General features: G+C 40.2%; 16 protein-coding genes. 8 read left to right on the top strand and 8 right to left on the bottom strand.

Translation table 11 applies throughout. From position 1 onward, the window contains the following. Positions 1 to 19 precede the first annotated feature (19 nt). A complete protein-coding gene (locus AC0T5Z_RS12010) occupies positions 20 to 493 on the top strand; it encodes a Holliday junction resolvase-like protein (RefSeq protein WP_291338698.1) in 474 nt (157 codons plus the stop codon). A 66-nt stretch (positions 494 to 559) separates the two neighbouring features. Here AC0T5Z_RS12010 and AC0T5Z_RS12005 read toward each other — a convergent pair whose 3' ends face one another. After that, entirely contained in the window at positions 560 to 1,195 is a 636-nt protein-coding gene (locus AC0T5Z_RS12005) for a class I SAM-dependent methyltransferase (protein WP_435337167.1), read from the bottom strand. Positions 1,196 to 1,392: 197 nt separating this feature from the next. Here AC0T5Z_RS12005 and AC0T5Z_RS12000 point away from each other — a divergent pair, with 197 nt between their 5' ends. Continuing rightward, the gene (locus AC0T5Z_RS12000) at positions 1,393 to 1,932 is read left to right on the top strand and encodes a hypothetical protein (RefSeq protein ID WP_414630589.1); all 540 of its coding nucleotides are present in this window, start codon (positions 1,393 to 1,395) and stop codon (positions 1,930 to 1,932) included. Between the two features lie 170 nt (positions 1,933 to 2,102). On the opposite strand, the gene AC0T5Z_RS11995 is transcribed toward AC0T5Z_RS12000, so the two are convergent. Continuing rightward, positions 2,103 to 2,435: a HopJ type III effector protein gene (locus AC0T5Z_RS11995; RefSeq protein ID WP_435337168.1), complete on the bottom strand. Its 333-nt coding sequence runs from the start codon at positions 2,433 to 2,435 to the stop codon at positions 2,103 to 2,105. Between the two features lie 179 nt (positions 2,436 to 2,614). Here AC0T5Z_RS11995 and crcB point away from each other — a divergent pair, with 179 nt between their 5' ends. Beyond that, on the top strand, positions 2,615 to 2,992 hold the full coding sequence (crcB, locus tag AC0T5Z_RS11990; RefSeq protein WP_291338694.1) for a fluoride efflux transporter CrcB: 378 nt from the start codon (positions 2,615 to 2,617) through the stop codon (positions 2,990 to 2,992). A 213-nt stretch (positions 2,993 to 3,205) separates the two neighbouring features. On the opposite strand, the gene AC0T5Z_RS11985 is transcribed toward crcB, so the two are convergent. Beyond that, positions 3,206 to 3,454, bottom strand: coding sequence for a type B 50S ribosomal protein L31 (locus AC0T5Z_RS11985; RefSeq protein WP_004974599.1), 249 nt, complete (start codon positions 3,452 to 3,454; stop codon positions 3,206 to 3,208). 278 nt (positions 3,455 to 3,732) lie between these two features. On the opposite strand from AC0T5Z_RS11985, the gene AC0T5Z_RS11980 reads away from it, so the two are divergent. Then, positions 3,733 to 4,014: a type II toxin-antitoxin system RelB/DinJ family antitoxin gene (locus tag AC0T5Z_RS11980; protein WP_136144463.1), complete on the top strand. Its 282-nt coding sequence runs from the start codon at positions 3,733 to 3,735 to the stop codon at positions 4,012 to 4,014. Then, positions 4,014 to 4,334 (top strand): type II toxin-antitoxin system PemK/MazF family toxin, encoded by a 321-nt coding sequence (locus AC0T5Z_RS11975; RefSeq protein WP_435337169.1) that lies wholly within the window; start codon positions 4,014 to 4,016, stop codon positions 4,332 to 4,334. The genes AC0T5Z_RS11980 and AC0T5Z_RS11975 overlap by 1 nt, the downstream gene beginning before the upstream one ends. 158 nt (positions 4,335 to 4,492) lie before the next feature. On the opposite strand, the gene AC0T5Z_RS11970 is transcribed toward AC0T5Z_RS11975, so the two are convergent. The 3 genes from AC0T5Z_RS11970 to AC0T5Z_RS11960 form a co-directional block, all read right to left on the bottom strand. After that, positions 4,493 to 5,791 (bottom strand): ABC1 kinase family protein, encoded by a 1,299-nt coding sequence (locus AC0T5Z_RS11970; RefSeq protein WP_435337170.1) that lies wholly within the window; start codon positions 5,789 to 5,791, stop codon positions 4,493 to 4,495. 147 nt (positions 5,792 to 5,938) lie between these two features. Further along, positions 5,939 to 7,303: an MATE family efflux transporter gene (locus tag AC0T5Z_RS11965; RefSeq protein ID WP_435337171.1), complete on the bottom strand. Its 1,365-nt coding sequence runs from the start codon at positions 7,301 to 7,303 to the stop codon at positions 5,939 to 5,941. 38 nt (positions 7,304 to 7,341) lie between these two features. Then, positions 7,342 to 7,803, bottom strand: a complete 462-nt coding sequence (locus tag AC0T5Z_RS11960) for a DMT family transporter (RefSeq protein WP_230245433.1) — start codon at positions 7,801 to 7,803, stop codon at positions 7,342 to 7,344. A gap of 122 nt (positions 7,804 to 7,925) precedes the next feature. Here AC0T5Z_RS11960 and hemW point away from each other — a divergent pair, with 122 nt between their 5' ends. From hemW to AC0T5Z_RS11945, 3 genes are all read left to right on the top strand, one after another. After that, positions 7,926 to 9,080, top strand: a complete 1,155-nt coding sequence (hemW, locus tag AC0T5Z_RS11955; protein ID WP_291338688.1) for a radical SAM family heme chaperone HemW — start codon at positions 7,926 to 7,928, stop codon at positions 9,078 to 9,080. 141 nt (positions 9,081 to 9,221) lie between these two features. Then, positions 9,222 to 10,331, top strand: a complete 1,110-nt coding sequence (locus tag AC0T5Z_RS11950; protein ID WP_004974609.1) for a DNA cytosine methyltransferase — start codon at positions 9,222 to 9,224, stop codon at positions 10,329 to 10,331. Continuing rightward, on the top strand, positions 10,315 to 11,403 hold the full coding sequence (locus tag AC0T5Z_RS11945) for an HpaII family restriction endonuclease (RefSeq protein WP_435337172.1): 1,089 nt from the start codon (positions 10,315 to 10,317) through the stop codon (positions 11,401 to 11,403). The genes AC0T5Z_RS11950 and AC0T5Z_RS11945 overlap by 17 nt, the downstream gene beginning before the upstream one ends. Before the next feature lie 103 nt (positions 11,404 to 11,506). On the opposite strand, the gene AC0T5Z_RS11940 is transcribed toward AC0T5Z_RS11945, so the two are convergent. Both AC0T5Z_RS11940 and aroE read right to left on the bottom strand, forming a co-directional pair. Continuing rightward, positions 11,507 to 13,330, bottom strand: coding sequence for an acyl-CoA dehydrogenase C-terminal domain-containing protein (locus AC0T5Z_RS11940; RefSeq protein ID WP_291338686.1), 1,824 nt, complete (start codon positions 13,328 to 13,330; stop codon positions 11,507 to 11,509). A gap of 416 nt (positions 13,331 to 13,746) precedes the next feature. Beyond that, complete coding sequence (gene aroE, locus AC0T5Z_RS11935; RefSeq protein ID WP_435337173.1) at positions 13,747 to 14,535, bottom strand: shikimate dehydrogenase; 789 nt, start codon at positions 14,533 to 14,535, stop codon at positions 13,747 to 13,749. Positions 14,536 to 14,589: the final 54 nt, after the last annotated feature.

Raw genomic sequence — 14,589 nt, 5'->3', positions numbered from 1 at the left:
TAAGGTTTAGGAAGGTTTTATGTCAATCTGGATGGCAATGCTGATTGGTGCTTGTATAGGCGTGGTGCTGACTACCTTAATATTAAGCAATAGCCGCAATGGACGGATTAAAGCCGAGTATGAACAATATATTGCAGAAATTGAATTGGCGCATCAGCAGGCGTTATTACAGGCACAAAAGCGCAGTGTGAATACCAGTCGTGCGGTATTGAAAGGCAAAATGGCAGAGCAATTGGCACCGATTATGCCTGAATTTCAGTATTTACCCAGTGATGCCAAATTTTTAGGTGATCCTGTTGATTATATTGTGTTCGATGGCTATACCGATTATCGGGATGGCGACGGGCGTGCCGAAGATATTGCCATTGTCTTGATTGATATTAAAAGTGGTGGCGCACGTTTGACTAAAGGTCAGCAAGCAATTGCACAAGCCATTCAGCAGGGTAGACTGCGTTTTGAAACCATTCGGATTGATTTTGAAGACTGTGATTAAAGTTGATGCGTACAGCAACGAATCTTCTTCTTTATTTTGTGTGCTGAGATGGTCGGGAATATTTTCTTAAGCTGTTGCATGAGGTTTATGTACTCGTGCCAATAACATGCGCTGTGCAAGACTTGGAATACCTGCAACATCAATATATTGGACTTCACCCAAATCAAAACCAGTTTCAAGTAGGGTAATTTCAATGTCACGGTTTAAGTGGCAGCCATCTGCAACTTTCTTTTGAATAGGCGTGAGCAGATGTTGTAAACGCTGAATATTCAAATTTTGTCGATTTAAAACGTGTTCTATAACGTGAAAAGTACCGCCTGGTTGTAAGACGCGATAAATCTCTCGCAGGCTTTGTTCTAGGTCTGGAATACTGCACAAGGTCCAAGTGGACACCACATGCTGCAATTGATTATTTGCAAAAGGCAGTTGCTCTGCACTTGCGGTAATCTGCTCAACAATAAAAGGCGTTTCATCAATTCGTTGCTGTGCCAATTCGAAAATTGCTGCATTGGGTTCTAAGGCATACACAGTATCTACACCTTGATAAAAAGGTAAATTCAAACCCGTGCCAAAGCCAATTTCCAAAACCTCACCCGCTACGCCCAATAAAAGCTCACGTCGTAAATCCATTAAGGACGGGGTTTGCATGACCTGATTCAGTAAGTGCGGGAAAATATGTTTTTGATAAAATTTATAGAGCATGTGCAGATCTGATTATTGATTTTACGGCCATAAGCTTAGCTGAAATTACAGGGTTTTTGTCATGTCAGAACAAGCTAATGACTGCATTTTGTTACCAATTTCAACTATTGTATTGATGATCTGTGATTAAGATAAATATAGATAGATGAATTTGATAGGTAGACTTTAAAATGAACACACATATTTCGCTAAAACTCATGGCATTGTTAATGACTTTGGCTTTGCCATGTTCTGTCTATGCCTCAGTCGAGCGTAATATTGCCAAAGGTCTGCCTCCTGTATTGAAAGGTCAGTCGATTGAAGTGTTGCAACCCTTTAAAGGTGATTTTCGGATTTTGGGTTCAAAAATATATCAAGATGATGCCCAAGCCAAATTTTCTCCGATTGATTATGCGGTGAGTTGGGGCTTGTTTGCCGAGCCTGAAATTGCCCGTCATATTACGGTCAATCAATATGACCGCTATTTAAATTGGAAAATAGACCGTTTACCTGTGCCTGCAGAACAAGCCATGCAAATGGTATCTAATATGCACATTATTCCTGCCAATCCCCAAATTGCCAAAGACATTCAAAAAGTAAAACGTGGTGATTTGGTGCGTTTAAAAGGTGAGTTGGTTGAAGTGAAAGATCAGGACTTGGTTTGGACGTCATCTCTGACACCAACCGATACGGGTGATGGTGCTTGTGAAGTATTTCGGGTTAGCTCAATTCAGTGGATTGAAAAAGTAAAAAGCTGAGTGTGAGATTTTTAAGTTTGGAGTTTGAATTGCAGATACTTGCAGAGACAGTATCTTATACACGGTAAATAGCTTCTTGAGTTTTGCTCCACGTGAAACATACACATCCATAAGAAAAACCGCATGATTAGGTTTAACTTTCGTGCGGTTTTTTTTAGTTAAAATCACTTTTATTTGGCACTGAGGGCTAGCGTTTCAAACTGAACGCCATCCCAACCGTGCTGCATAAACTGGCGGATATTTTGATGGTCATTTCCTTCAGGTGTTGCAAGTACTGAAGCATAATGTTCTGCAAATAGGCTGAGGGTCTGTGCCTGATCTAAGCCATTGAGTTTCGCAAATGAAAATATTTTGGCACTGCCTTGATTTTCATTGGCAGCGTTAAGCTGTTGCCCATTTTTGAAAGCAGTTGGCGTGTGGGTGTAACGCGCCTCAATAAATCCAAGCACATCTGAAAATGTTGCAGTGCCAGCTTCAAGTTGAGCCAATAATTCCTGAGCCATCTTGTCCTCTATTGCGCCTAAAAATAACATGCAGACTAGCGCAATTTTTATGGCAAAGTCTATGTGTTTTTGAGTATAAATTCGCATTTAAGATCATGATTCTTGTATAGTGTGACCAGGTTTTAATTGTGCGGTGATAGTTCATTCATCCCACTTTTTTTATTAGGATTAAATACACCATGAATTGGCTTTTGGTGGCAATGGGCGGTGCAATTGGCGCAAGTTTACGCTATGCCGCCAGCCTGTATTTATTTAAATCTACCCAGCATTTTCCGTGGGCCACGTGGACAGTGAATTTACTCGGTTGTTTTTTAGCGGGTGTATTTTTTGCATATAGTCAAAAATATCCCGCATTACAGCAGGAAGCGCGTTTATTACTGATGGTGGGTGTTTTAGGTGGCTTTACCACTTTTTCTAGTTTTGGTTTGGAAACTTGGCAACTATTCAGACATGGACAGCAGGGTATGGCGTTTAGTTATGCGCTTTCCAGTGTGGTTTTGGGAGTGATGTTTTTGGCAGTGGGTTTTTATGTGATTCAACAGTTTTTAAAACATTAGCTTAGGGTCTGTACCAAATCAATCGTTGAGTAGAAAAATCCATTAGATAAAAATTACACATAAAAAGAAGCCCAAGCTGGAGGAGAGTGCTTGGGCTTTGAAGATAGAAGGTATCCCATCGTTTCGATGAGCAATCTTGCTATGTTTAAAATATAAAACAGAAAACTTAACTGAATATGAAGTGATTGTGAGATTTTGCAATAAAACTCAAGCTTAGCGTTTGAAACGTGCAAAGCGTTTATTGAAGCTCGCGACACGTCCTTCATTACTGGTTTGACGTTGTTCACCTGTGTAGAACGGATGCGATGCGCTTGAAATATCTAAAGTCACATAAGGATATACCTTGCCTTCATATTCTTTACTTTGGCTGCTTTGCAAGGTGCTGCCAATCACAAAATAGGCATTGGCGTTGGTGTCGTGGAATAAAACTTCACGATATTCTGGGTGGATATTCGGACGCATGAGATTTCTCCAAACTGAGTGTGTATTTTGAGAAATGTTATAACATAACAATTAATTTGGCAAATAAAACCCACATGCATTCTTTCTAGTGAGTTTTACATCAAAAATTATCCAATCCCTTTTTAAACCTGTTGTATAAGGGCTGTCATTGAGGGAATAGTGTCTGCACAGATTAAATAATTTTTTCTATTTGATGTGAAAAGGCATCGTAAGAACAAGTTTGACCTACGCCATTTTAAGGCATAAAATGGCATTTAGTGGTGTGTATGGAGCATATGATGACAACATTGGTAAAAAAACGGGTTCAATACACGGTTGATCAGGCAATTATGGAATCGGCAGAATATATTATGACAAAAGTTGGTCTGACGCCTGCCACTGTAATGAGCATGGTTTATGCTGAAATTGCTCGAACTGGCAAAATACCCGTCACGACTCAAGTGAGTGATGAGGATTTGAATACAGCAAGATTAATCGCTATGAGCCATAATGTTCCTAGTGTAAAAGTGTCTAGCGCTGCGGATACTGCTGCTTTTTTAGAAGATGATGGCGGCTACTAATGACCCAACAACTCTATTGGGCTTATGTTGGCTTTACAGATATTGCCGATGGTAAGACCAGACCTGTGTTGTATATTCGCCAAACGGACACCGACTATGTTGTATTCCGTTTAAGTAGTCAATACGAAAATAAGTCTGCTTTTATTAAAAGCAAATATGTGGAAATTAAAAACTGGCAACAGGCTGGTTTAAAAAAGCCATCGTGGATTGATACAGTACAAACATATCAGCTGCCTATCCAAAAAACACAACTCACTTACATTGGGCAACTGTCTGCCGATGATCTGGCACGCTTAATCAAACACCTTGAAATTCAATAAATTGAATTTCATCGTTCCAACTTGCATGAATCGGTTTAGATAACAAAAAATCCTCCTACATTTGAGAGGATTTTTTGTCTTGATTATATTTTTAGTTACGGGGCATAAAACAGGTTAGGCTTTATTTTCAACATCCTTTGCTGAGTCCAAAGTTGAGTCTAAGCTCGTGGTGGAACTAATTCTTCAAAAACATCATTTAAATTATCATGTACTTTTAAATGAATTAAATTCCAATAATGCCCTGAAACAGTACGATTCACCATTAAGGTATCGGGAGAAGGCTTAAACACATCCCAATATTTCAGTGAACTTTTGACCAACTCAACGCCATCATGATGGGCAGAATTTTCAGCAAAATCATAATGTGTAGTGAGTGGACGCATCAGCACTTCTAACCATTGCAAATATAAATCTTCAGGGAATTTGCCCAATGCAGAAATGGCCTGTAGTGCGTCTAAATGCTGTTCAATTTCAGCAATATCTTGCGCACGTGCAGCATGAATCAGCTGTCTAAAATGATGCACGGCATCATTCGATAGGGTTTTGACGCCGCCGTAATCATAAATCACCACAGAACCATCTTGGCGAAACGCAAAGTTGCCCGGATGCGGATCGCAATGAAAGCGTTTTAAATAAAAGATTTCTTGGCCCATGGCACGCAATAAACGTCGTCCCAAAGTATTACGGGTACCCTGTGGCCATGTGCTTGCCGTTTCAATACTTTCACCTTGTTCTAGGCTCAATGTGAGAATATGCCGTGAAGAATAGTCTTTAAACACTTGTGGGATAATAATTTTATCATCCAAAGCCGCGTGAAACGTACGTGCTACTTCTAGGTTTTGTGCTTCAATTTGGTAGTTCAGCTCATTGTCTAAACTTTCCTGAATTTCCTGAAATAGACGGTCTTGTAATTTACGGTCTATTTTAAGTACACCCATTAAACGCAGTGCCAAACGGACTTGTTTCAGGTCACTTTCGCAGGCTTCATCGACCCCAGGATATTGCACTTTGACCACCACTTGCTCGCCATTGGGTAAAATGGCTTTATGCACTTGCCCAATAGATGCGGCTGCAAACGGAGTTTCATCAAAGTGTTTAAAAATTTTGTCGAGCGGTTTGCCGAGTTCTTTTTCAACTTGTGCCTTAATTTCAGTAAAAGGCATGGCAGGTGCTTGGCGCTGTAATTTACTGATAGCTTTGGCAACTTCAGGCGGAAAAATATCTTTATATTGCGAGGCAATTTGCCCGACTTTCATCACCGCACCTTTCATTTCGCCTAAGGTATCAGCGATTTGGATGCCAATATCTTGAAACAATTGGCTGCGAGCCGCATTTTTTTGTTCTTCATCTGCGGTGATGTTTTTTAACGAGTTCGTTACCGTTTTGGTTGCAATACTTGCTGTCATGCTCGCAAGTTTCATAAAGCGACGACCGGGTGTGCGCGCCGTTTTTGCCATGCGATGTTCCTCAAGATCATCTTTACTATCTTTTGATCATAAGTGTTCGTGAGCAAAATGCCTACTTTTAATTGTTAAAGCATTTATTTTCATCACAAGACCCACATGCTAAAACGTATTTCAGCATGCGGGTGAGTAGGCTGAGGTTTATGCTGAAAACTGGCGTTCTAGTCGCTGATTATTGAAATACAAACGGGTCAGAAGTAACACACAGGCAATGCTTAAACCGACAATCAGCCCGACCCAAACCCCTGCAGCGCCCATACTGCTATAACGGGTTAAATACACGCCAATGGGAAAGGCCACAACCCAATAAGCGAGCATGGTAATCCACATAGGGCCTTGCGTGTCTTGCATGCCACGCAAACAACCTGCTGCGCTGATTTGCCAGGCATCCATGAGTTGATAGGCAATCGCAAATATTAATAAAGACATCGTCACTTGCGCCACTTGTGGGTCACGGGTATAGATTGAAATGATTTCAGGACGGAAAAACCACATCAGTGCCATGGTGGAAAAGGCAAATACAGTTGCAGTTGCAAAGCCCAAGCCTTGTATTTTACGCATGGCGTGAATATTTTGTTCGCCATAATAGGTGCCAATACGAATGGTCAGGGCAATTGCTAAAGACATGGGAATCATAAATAACTGAGATGTGACCGACATGGCAATTTGATGGGCTGCCAGTTTGGTTTCTCCCAAAGGGCTAATCACAATAGCGGCAGTACTAAAAATACTCACTTCAAAGAAAATGGCTAAACCAATTGGCAGTCCTAACAGCAAAATACGTTTAATCCAGACCGCATCAATCGCTTCCCATTGGCTAAATACCTGTGTGCTTTGATAGGCGCGACTTTTAAAAATATAAAATGCCAAAGTTATAAACATTAACCATTGCAAAATGGCAGTGGCAAAACCGCAACCCGCACTGCCCAGTTCAGGCAGAGGTCCCCATCCATACATAAACATAAAGTTCAGTGGAACCAATAAAGCCAATGCCAACAGACTAATTACGGTCACAGGGCGTGGATAACCCAATGCTTCCGAATATCCGCGCAAGGCGGCATACATGGTCACGGCAGGCATCCCAAAACCGATGGCATGTAAAAATAAGCCTGCTTTGGGCTGTAAATTTTCAGGCACACCAAATAACGGCAATAGTGCCGGCATGAGCTGTAAAATCAGTCCTGCAATCACGCCTAAAATAAATGCAATCCATAAAGATTGACGGGCGATGGTGGCAATTTTTTCTGGAGTACGTGCGCCTTTGGCTTCGGCGACTAAGGGTGTGGTGGCAATCATAATGCCACTGAACAGCAGCATAATGGGCATCCATAAACCAACCCCAACAGCAATGGCCGCTAAGTCGGTGGCAGACATGTGACCTGCCATAATGGTATCAATTAGACCTAAACCTGCTTGCGCAAATTGTGTGACCAAAATTGGAATCATCAGTTGAAAAAGCTGTTTTAATTCAAAATGGGTCGTGGTCACAGAATGTATATTTGACACAAAAAATCTCAATGGCTGAGGTGCTTAGCGTTTGGGTATTAGCGTTGTAAAGTGAGAAGCACACCAATAAAAATCACTACGCTACCTAGAAGACGTTGCCAGTTGATAGCAACTTTTTCAGTGCCCAGGAACCCAAAATGATCAATCAGCATTGAGGTGACCATTTGTCCAAAAATAATCACCCCAGACAAAGTAAGCAAACTTAGTTTGGGAGCACTATAAATACTCATGCTGATGGCATAAACCCCTAAACATCCGCCAATCCATAAATACCACGGGATGTTGAGCAAGGTGCTGAGGTTGGGTTTTTCGACTTGCTGAAAAAATACCAGTACGGCTAAAACTATTGTACCAACCAAAAAAGAGAAAAGGGCAGCTTGTAGCGGAGAATATAAATATTCACGCAATTGGCTGTTGATTGCAGTTTGAAATGCCATTGCAATCCCGATGCCCATCGCCAGTGGCAAAATTAAGAGTAATTGGCTGGATATCTTCATCATTTGCACATTATTTCTTATTTCATAGACCCTAGTCTAAAGCAAATTCTAGGGAATACATCGGTGTCCTGCTGTAGTCATGTTAAAATCTGTATCACTGTTTTGATTTTGCATTGAGCCTGTCTTTGAACCCACTTCAACCCATTGATATTCCTCTATCCTTATATATCCACATGCCGTGGTGCGTGCGTAAGTGCCCGTATTGTGATTTTAATTCACATGCTGTGCCTGACGGTAAATTGAGTTTAGATTTAGAGCAAGAATATCTACAGGCTTTGCTGGAAGATTTTAAAACTCAGACTCAGTTTGCGCAGGGTCGAAACATCCACAGTGTCTTTATTGGCGGTGGTACACCTTCGCTGATTTCAGCACAGGGTTATCAATGGTTATTTACACAGCTCAAAGCCGTGCTTGCTTTTGAGGATGACTGCGAAATTACGTTGGAAGCCAATCCAGGTACAGTGGAGCATGATCCTTTTACCGATTATTTGGCTGCAGGGATTAACCGTTTGTCAATTGGCGTGCAAAGTTTCAATACTGAGCATTTAAAAAAATTAGGGCGTATTCACTCCAATGATGATGCCATTGCTGCAATTGGCTTGGCGCGTGAAGCAGGCTTTCAGCGAATTAATGTCGATTTAATGCATGGCTTGCCTGAACAAACTTTGCAGCAAGCGCTGCAGGATTTAAAACTGGCAGTGGAACATGGTGCAACGCATATTTCATGGTATCAATTGACCATTGAGCCTAATACCGTGTTTTTCCGCACTCAGCCGATTTTACCTGTAGATGATGTCTTGGAAGAAATTCAGGCGCAGGGTGAAGCCTATTTAACAGCACAAGGTTTTGTGAATTATGAAGTATCTGCATGGCGTAAAGAGTTGCCGTCTGCGCACAATTTAAACTATTGGCAGTTTGGCGATTATTTGGCGATAGGTGCGGGGGCGCATGGTAAAGTGACTTTGCCTGATGGCGTCTATCGTTTCCAAAAAACCCGTTTGCCGAAAGATTACTTAGCGAAAGTACCTGCGGAAAACTTGCAGTTTAAAGTGATTGCAGCCGATGAGTTGCCATTTGAATTTATGATGAATGCGCTGCGCCTGAATGATGGAGTTGAGGCAAACTTGTATGCTGCGCGAACAGGTTTAAACTTGGAAGATTTGCAAGATATTTTAAATACATTGCGTCAGCGGCAATTGTTGCAGGATGATCCGAAGCGATTGGCATGTACTGCGCAAGGGCATGTGTTTTTAAATTCAGTGTTGGAAGCGTTTTTGTGATTTGAGTTTAGCTCAGGTATCTGTCCTAACGCTTATCGAATATTGTGCTAGAGCGACAGCTTGTGTCTTGCACTGCATGCTATTTAAGGTAAATTTTGTTATTGTAATGGCTTTGTTATTGTATCGCCTTGAAGGTTTGAGATGAACTCTACTAGTCCAAAAGTTTTAAAGGCTCATGGTGAATTAGTGGTAAACAAAGAGGAAAACCTTTCCCTCTTTGAATCAATCCCTTTTTATCCAGAATACCCAAGTAAATTTAAATTTATTGACCTATTCGCAGGAATTGGTGGATTTCGGCTAGCGTTACAAAATCTTGGTGGCGAGTGCGTATTTTCATCAGAAATAGACCTATATGCCCAAAAAACATATTCCGTCAATTTTGGTGAAACGCCTTATGGTGATATCACTTTAGAGTCTACTAAAAATGCGATACCTGATCATTTCGATATTTTATGTGGAGGCTTCCCTTGTCAGGCTTTTTCAATTGCAGGTAAAAGATCTGGATTTGAAGATACACGCGGTACGCTATTTTTTGACGTTGCGGATATTATAAAACGGAAACAACCTAAAGCTTTCTTTTTAGAAAATGTTAAAGGCTTAATTAGTCATGATAAGGGAAATACACTTAAAACTATTTTAAAAACATTAAGAGATGATTTAGGTTACTACGTTGCTGAGCCTCAAATTATAAATGCTAAAGATTTTGGTGTTCCCCAAAATAGAGAGCGAATTTTTATTGTAGGCTTCCATAAAGATACTGGAATTCAAAATTTCTCTTATCCACAACCATTAAATAAAAAAACCTGTTTTGCCGATATAAAGGAAACTCAGGTTGTACCTACTAAATATTACTTATCTACACAGTATTTAGATACCTTGGAAAAGCATAAAGCTCGACATGAAAATAAAGGAAATGGTTTTGGTTACGCGATTATTCCAGATCACGCAATTGCCAATGCCATAGTTGTAGGTGGAATGGGGAGAGAGCGTAATTTAGTTATAGATCATAGAATTACAGACTTTACTCCAACTACTAGAATTAAAGGAGAGGTAAATCGGAAAGGTATTCGGAAAATGACGCCAAGAGAATGGGCACGGTTGCAGGGGTTTCCAGATCATTTCAAAATCGTGGTTTCAGATGCCTCAGCCTATAAACAATTTGGAAATTCTGTTGCTATTCCAGCGATACAGGCAACTGCAAAAGAAATATTAAAAGCATTGAAGATTGGTGAGTATGATTACAGCAAATAAGGGGGAATGGAGTGAACTCTATGCCCTTTTTAAATTACTATGTGATGGGGAGTTAAGTGCGGGTGATGAAAACTTAAATAAAATAAATAATTTAATTTATCCTGTAATTAGAATTTTACGTCAAGAACATCATCATTTATTCACTTATTTACCGCATAAATCAGAGGGTATAGTAGAGATTTTGCGGGGTGAAGATGTTTTTCAAATACCATTACAGGAACTCAGAGATATTACTCAGTTTTTGCTGGCAGAATTACAGAAAAAGCAAACGGCATCATTTACTATTCCAGATGTGGAAAACTTTATATCCAGATACCAATCAAATAAGATTAAAGCAAAATCTAGTGCGAAAAGTGATATTAGAATCGTAATTTATGATGCAAAAATTGGAACAATGCCTGAATTGGGATTTAGTATAAAGTCAAAATTAGGTAAACCATCCACATTGTTAAATGCAGGAAAGACAACAAATTTTATTTTTGAAATAAAAAATATTTGCCTAACCGAAAAAGAGATTGAAGATTTTAATCAGCTTGCATTGCCACAACCAATTATTAAATCTCGTATAGCACATTTAAAAATGTTGGGAGCCGATATTAAATTTTCCCATTTAAATAATGCTGTATTTGAGAATAATTTAATTTTGTTGGATAGTTTACTACCAAAAATTATGGCAGAAGCTATATTTAAATATTACACATCAACTCTTAATTCAGTTAAAGATATTTTTAATGAAATTTCTTATGAAAATCCAATGAAATATTCTTTTGAACATCAGCATCCTTTTTATCAGTTTAAAATTAAAAAATTATTGTGTGAAATAGCAATTGGAATGATGCCTGGTACAGTTTGGACAGGTAACGAAATTGATTCTACAGGTGGATATTTAGTAATTAAAGAAGATGGCGAGATCATTTGCTATCATCTGTATCATCGCCATGAATTTGAAGAGTATTTATACAATAATACAAAGTTTGAGATGGCAAGCAAATCCAAGCATGATTTTGGTCAGTTATTTCTAAAGGACAATAAACTGTATCTATCTTTAAATCTACAAATTCGCTTTAAATAATTGAATAAACTCTTTTTTATTTATGTTCTTGATATTGTTTAAAGTGATAAATACCAAAAGAGCGCATTACGCGCTCTTTTGGTTTACATCTAGTTAGAATATTTTAGTAATCAAAACTAAAATGTTCTGGTGCTAATGCAGTCATGGTTTTAGATGGATTGACCATTGCTTCTGCATGACCTTGGGTGCGTGGTAATAAGCGCTCAAAGTAGAAATCTGCAACTTTGATTTTAGCTTTATAGAACTCTGGTGTTTCCTGACCATTGCCTTCTGCCAATTTAGTTGAAGCCACAGCCGCTTGTTGTGCCCAGAAATAAGCCATCATGACATAACCAGAGAACATCAAGAAATCTACAGAAGCACTGGATACGATGTCACGATCTTTACGTGCTGCCAACATAATACGCACGGTTAGCGCGTTCCATTGAGCACATAGCTTGGTTAAGTCCCATGCGAAACGACGCATGTATTTGTTACGTGCATGCTGACCACAGAATTTCAAAATTTCAGCGGTGTAGTCACGAATCACTTTACCCTTTGAGCTTAACAACACTTTACGACCAATCAAGTCAAGCGCTTGAACGCCAGTTGTACCTTCATACAGGGTAGAAATACGTGAATCGCGTACAATTTGCTCCATGCCCCATTCTTTAATATAGCCATGACCGCCGTACACTTGCATGCCGTGGTTGGCAGCTTCATAACCCAGCTCAGTCAAGAAGCCTTTTAAGATCGGGGTATAGAAACCTAAATGGTCATCATGCGCTTCAAAAGCAGCAGTATCACCACGCATTAAAGCGTCATTCATTTTGTCTGCCAATTGTGCGGCATGATAAATCATTGCACGACCACCTTCTGCCACGGCTTTTTGCGTTAATAGCATACGACGTACATCGGCATGGTGAATAATGGCATCGGCTACTTTTTCAGGGTCTTTTTTACCTGAAAGGGCACGCATCGACATACGTTCTTTGGCATAAGGCAATGCGCCTTGGAAGGCCAATTCTGCATGGCAAATCCCCTGAATTGCCGTACCAATACGTGCAGTATTCATAAAGGTAAACATGGCATGTAAGCCTTTGTTTGGTTCACCAATCAAATAACCCACGGCATTGTCAAAGTTTAGGACTGCAGTTGCAGACGCGCGAATCCCCATTTTGTGTTCAATTGAGCCACAAGTGACAGGGTTACGCTCACCCACTGTACCTTCTGCGGTTGGCAGGAATTTCGGTACGATAAACAATGAAATACCTTTCGTACCTGCAGGTGCTTCTGGGAGGCGTGCTAACACAATATGAATGATGTTTTCAGTCAGGTCATGCTCGCCTGCAGAAATAAAAATTTTGGTGCCTGAAATCGCATAAGTGCCATCGGCTTGTGGTTCTGCTTTGGTTTTTACCTGACCTAAGTCGGTGCCACATTGTGGTTCAGTTAAACACATGGTGCCTGACCAAGTACCTGCAACCAAGTGTGGTAAATAGGTATCTTTTTGCGTGTCTGTACCAAATTGCATAATGGTGTTGATACAACCTATGCTTAAACCTGGATACATTTGGAATGACCAGTTTGCTGTGCCCATCATTTCAGATTTGATGAGGTTCAGCGACATTGGCAGGTTTTGACCGCCGTATTGTTCAGGATAAGACAGACCTTGCCAACCACCTTGCACAAATTGATCATAAGCTTCTTTAAAGCCTTTAGGTGTGGTTACATTGCCATTTTCGAAATGACAGCCTTCTTCATCGCCTGATTGATTGAGTGGAGAAAGTACATTTTCGCAGAAATCTGCTGCACCTTCCAAAATCATATCGACTGTATCTGCGTCAGCAAGTTCACCGTTAGAAAGATTTTTGTAGTGGGTTGGGTAATCAAGCACCTCGTTCATTAAGAAACGAATATCGTGTAATGGGGCTTTATATGCTGGCATAGTCTTAATCCTGATTTAGAAATAGTTTTGGATTATCTGTATCGATATGTTGATTATTCACACTCATGATCAAAAAACATTGATAAGAATAGCGAATAAAAATGTCAGAAATGCGAATAAATTTTTTTAGCCAAGGATTAGTTTAGTTTTATCGTGATTTGTAAAGAATAACAAGGTGTAAATCTGTGAGTTTTTATATAATATTGATTTTTAATATAAATATGTATGTTGATGCTTTGGTGTATTGTGTTTTATAGGCTGCAATTTGTATGGTTTTAATGCGATATACGGGCGTCAATTAATCCAGTTTTATGCGAACAGATCACTTTAATTGCCACAGGAAATTTCAAATATTTTAAGCAAAGGAGCAGAAATAATGCCCCTTTGACCCAAAGTCATGGATGCTGCATAAAATTTTAGATGAAATCTTTTAGTTCAGGTTTCACGCCATTCCAGATATAAAAAGATTCAATCGCCTGTCCGACCAGCATGCCAAAACCTTCTGAGGTCGGTACGCCACGCGCTTTGGCTTGTTCTAAAAAGCTCGAAGGTTTGCCATAAGCCATTTCATAAGCAAAATTAAAGTGTAAACACTCAGGCAAGGTAAGCGCATCTCCCGTTAAGCTGGCAGAGGTCGCATTAATGGCTAAATCGAATTGACCTGTTAAATCGGAAAGTGCCATGGCTTGTAATTCTGCTTGTGGTACAGCAGCTTGCAGGTCGGCAACTAGTTGTTCAGCACGGGCAAGGGTGCGGTTGGCAATCACTATTTTTTTTGCGCCTGCTTGTACCAACGGGTAAATTACCCCGCGGGTTGCTCCGCCAGCGCCAATAATCAAAATATCGCTATGATCTAAATTCCAGCCCAAAGCACGAATAGCATCAACCAAACCCTGACCATCGGTATTGTCGCCATGCAAAATACCATCTTGCATCCACAAGGTATTGACTGCTTTGGCAATTTTGGCACGTTCGGTTAATACGCCACATTGGGCAAATGCTTGCTCTTTAAAAGGCACGGTCACATTCATGCCTACACCGCCCTGATTAAAAAAGTCTGCAACACTGTCTCTAAAACCATCAAGAGGGGCAAGGCGTTTGCTGTATTGCAGGTCAATGCCTGTTTTTTCTGCAAAGGCATGATGCAGTTCAGGAGAACGTGATTGTTCAATTGGGTTGCCAATCACAGCAAATTGTTTGCGCATTTGCCAAAATCCATGTGCTGAAATGTGCATCAATATACGTCAAATTCAGCGCGG

Source organism: Acinetobacter pengchengensis, from assembly GCF_982235305.1.
This window is presented reverse-complemented; position numbering and strand designations above follow the sequence as displayed.

What these genes read in the sequence shown, in the direction of transcription:
- AC0T5Z_RS12010 (WP_291338698.1), top strand. Translation starts at nt 20, where the DNA reads ATGTCAATCTGGATGGCAATGCTGATTGGTGCTTGTATAGGCGTGGTG.
- AC0T5Z_RS12005 (WP_435337167.1), bottom strand. Translation starts at nt 1,195, where the DNA reads ATGCTCTATAAATTTTATCAAAAACATATTTTCCCGCACTTACTGAAT.
- AC0T5Z_RS12000 (WP_414630589.1), top strand. Translation starts at nt 1,393, where the DNA reads ATGGCATTGTTAATGACTTTGGCTTTGCCATGTTCTGTCTATGCCTCA.
- AC0T5Z_RS11995 (WP_435337168.1), bottom strand. Translation starts at nt 2,435, where the DNA reads ATGGCTCAGGAATTATTGGCTCAACTTGAAGCTGGCACTGCAACATTT.
- crcB (WP_291338694.1), top strand. Translation starts at nt 2,615, where the DNA reads ATGAATTGGCTTTTGGTGGCAATGGGCGGTGCAATTGGCGCAAGTTTA.
- AC0T5Z_RS11985 (WP_004974599.1), bottom strand. Translation starts at nt 3,454, where the DNA reads ATGCGTCCGAATATCCACCCAGAATATCGTGAAGTTTTATTCCACGAC.
- AC0T5Z_RS11980 (WP_136144463.1), top strand. Translation starts at nt 3,733, where the DNA reads ATGACAACATTGGTAAAAAAACGGGTTCAATACACGGTTGATCAGGCA.
- AC0T5Z_RS11975 (WP_435337169.1), top strand. Translation starts at nt 4,014, where the DNA reads ATGACCCAACAACTCTATTGGGCTTATGTTGGCTTTACAGATATTGCC.
- AC0T5Z_RS11970 (WP_435337170.1), bottom strand. Translation starts at nt 5,791, where the DNA reads ATGGCAAAAACGGCGCGCACACCCGGTCGTCGCTTTATGAAACTTGCG.
- AC0T5Z_RS11960 (WP_230245433.1), bottom strand. Translation starts at nt 7,803, where the DNA reads ATGATGAAGATATCCAGCCAATTACTCTTAATTTTGCCACTGGCGATG.
- AC0T5Z_RS11950 (WP_004974609.1), top strand. Translation starts at nt 9,222, where the DNA reads ATGAACTCTACTAGTCCAAAAGTTTTAAAGGCTCATGGTGAATTAGTG.
- AC0T5Z_RS11945 (WP_435337172.1), top strand. Translation starts at nt 10,315, where the DNA reads ATGATTACAGCAAATAAGGGGGAATGGAGTGAACTCTATGCCCTTTTT.
- AC0T5Z_RS11940 (WP_291338686.1), bottom strand. Translation starts at nt 13,330, where the DNA reads ATGCCAGCATATAAAGCCCCATTACACGATATTCGTTTCTTAATGAAC.
- aroE (WP_435337173.1), bottom strand. Translation starts at nt 14,535, where the DNA reads ATGCGCAAACAATTTGCTGTGATTGGCAACCCAATTGAACAATCACGT.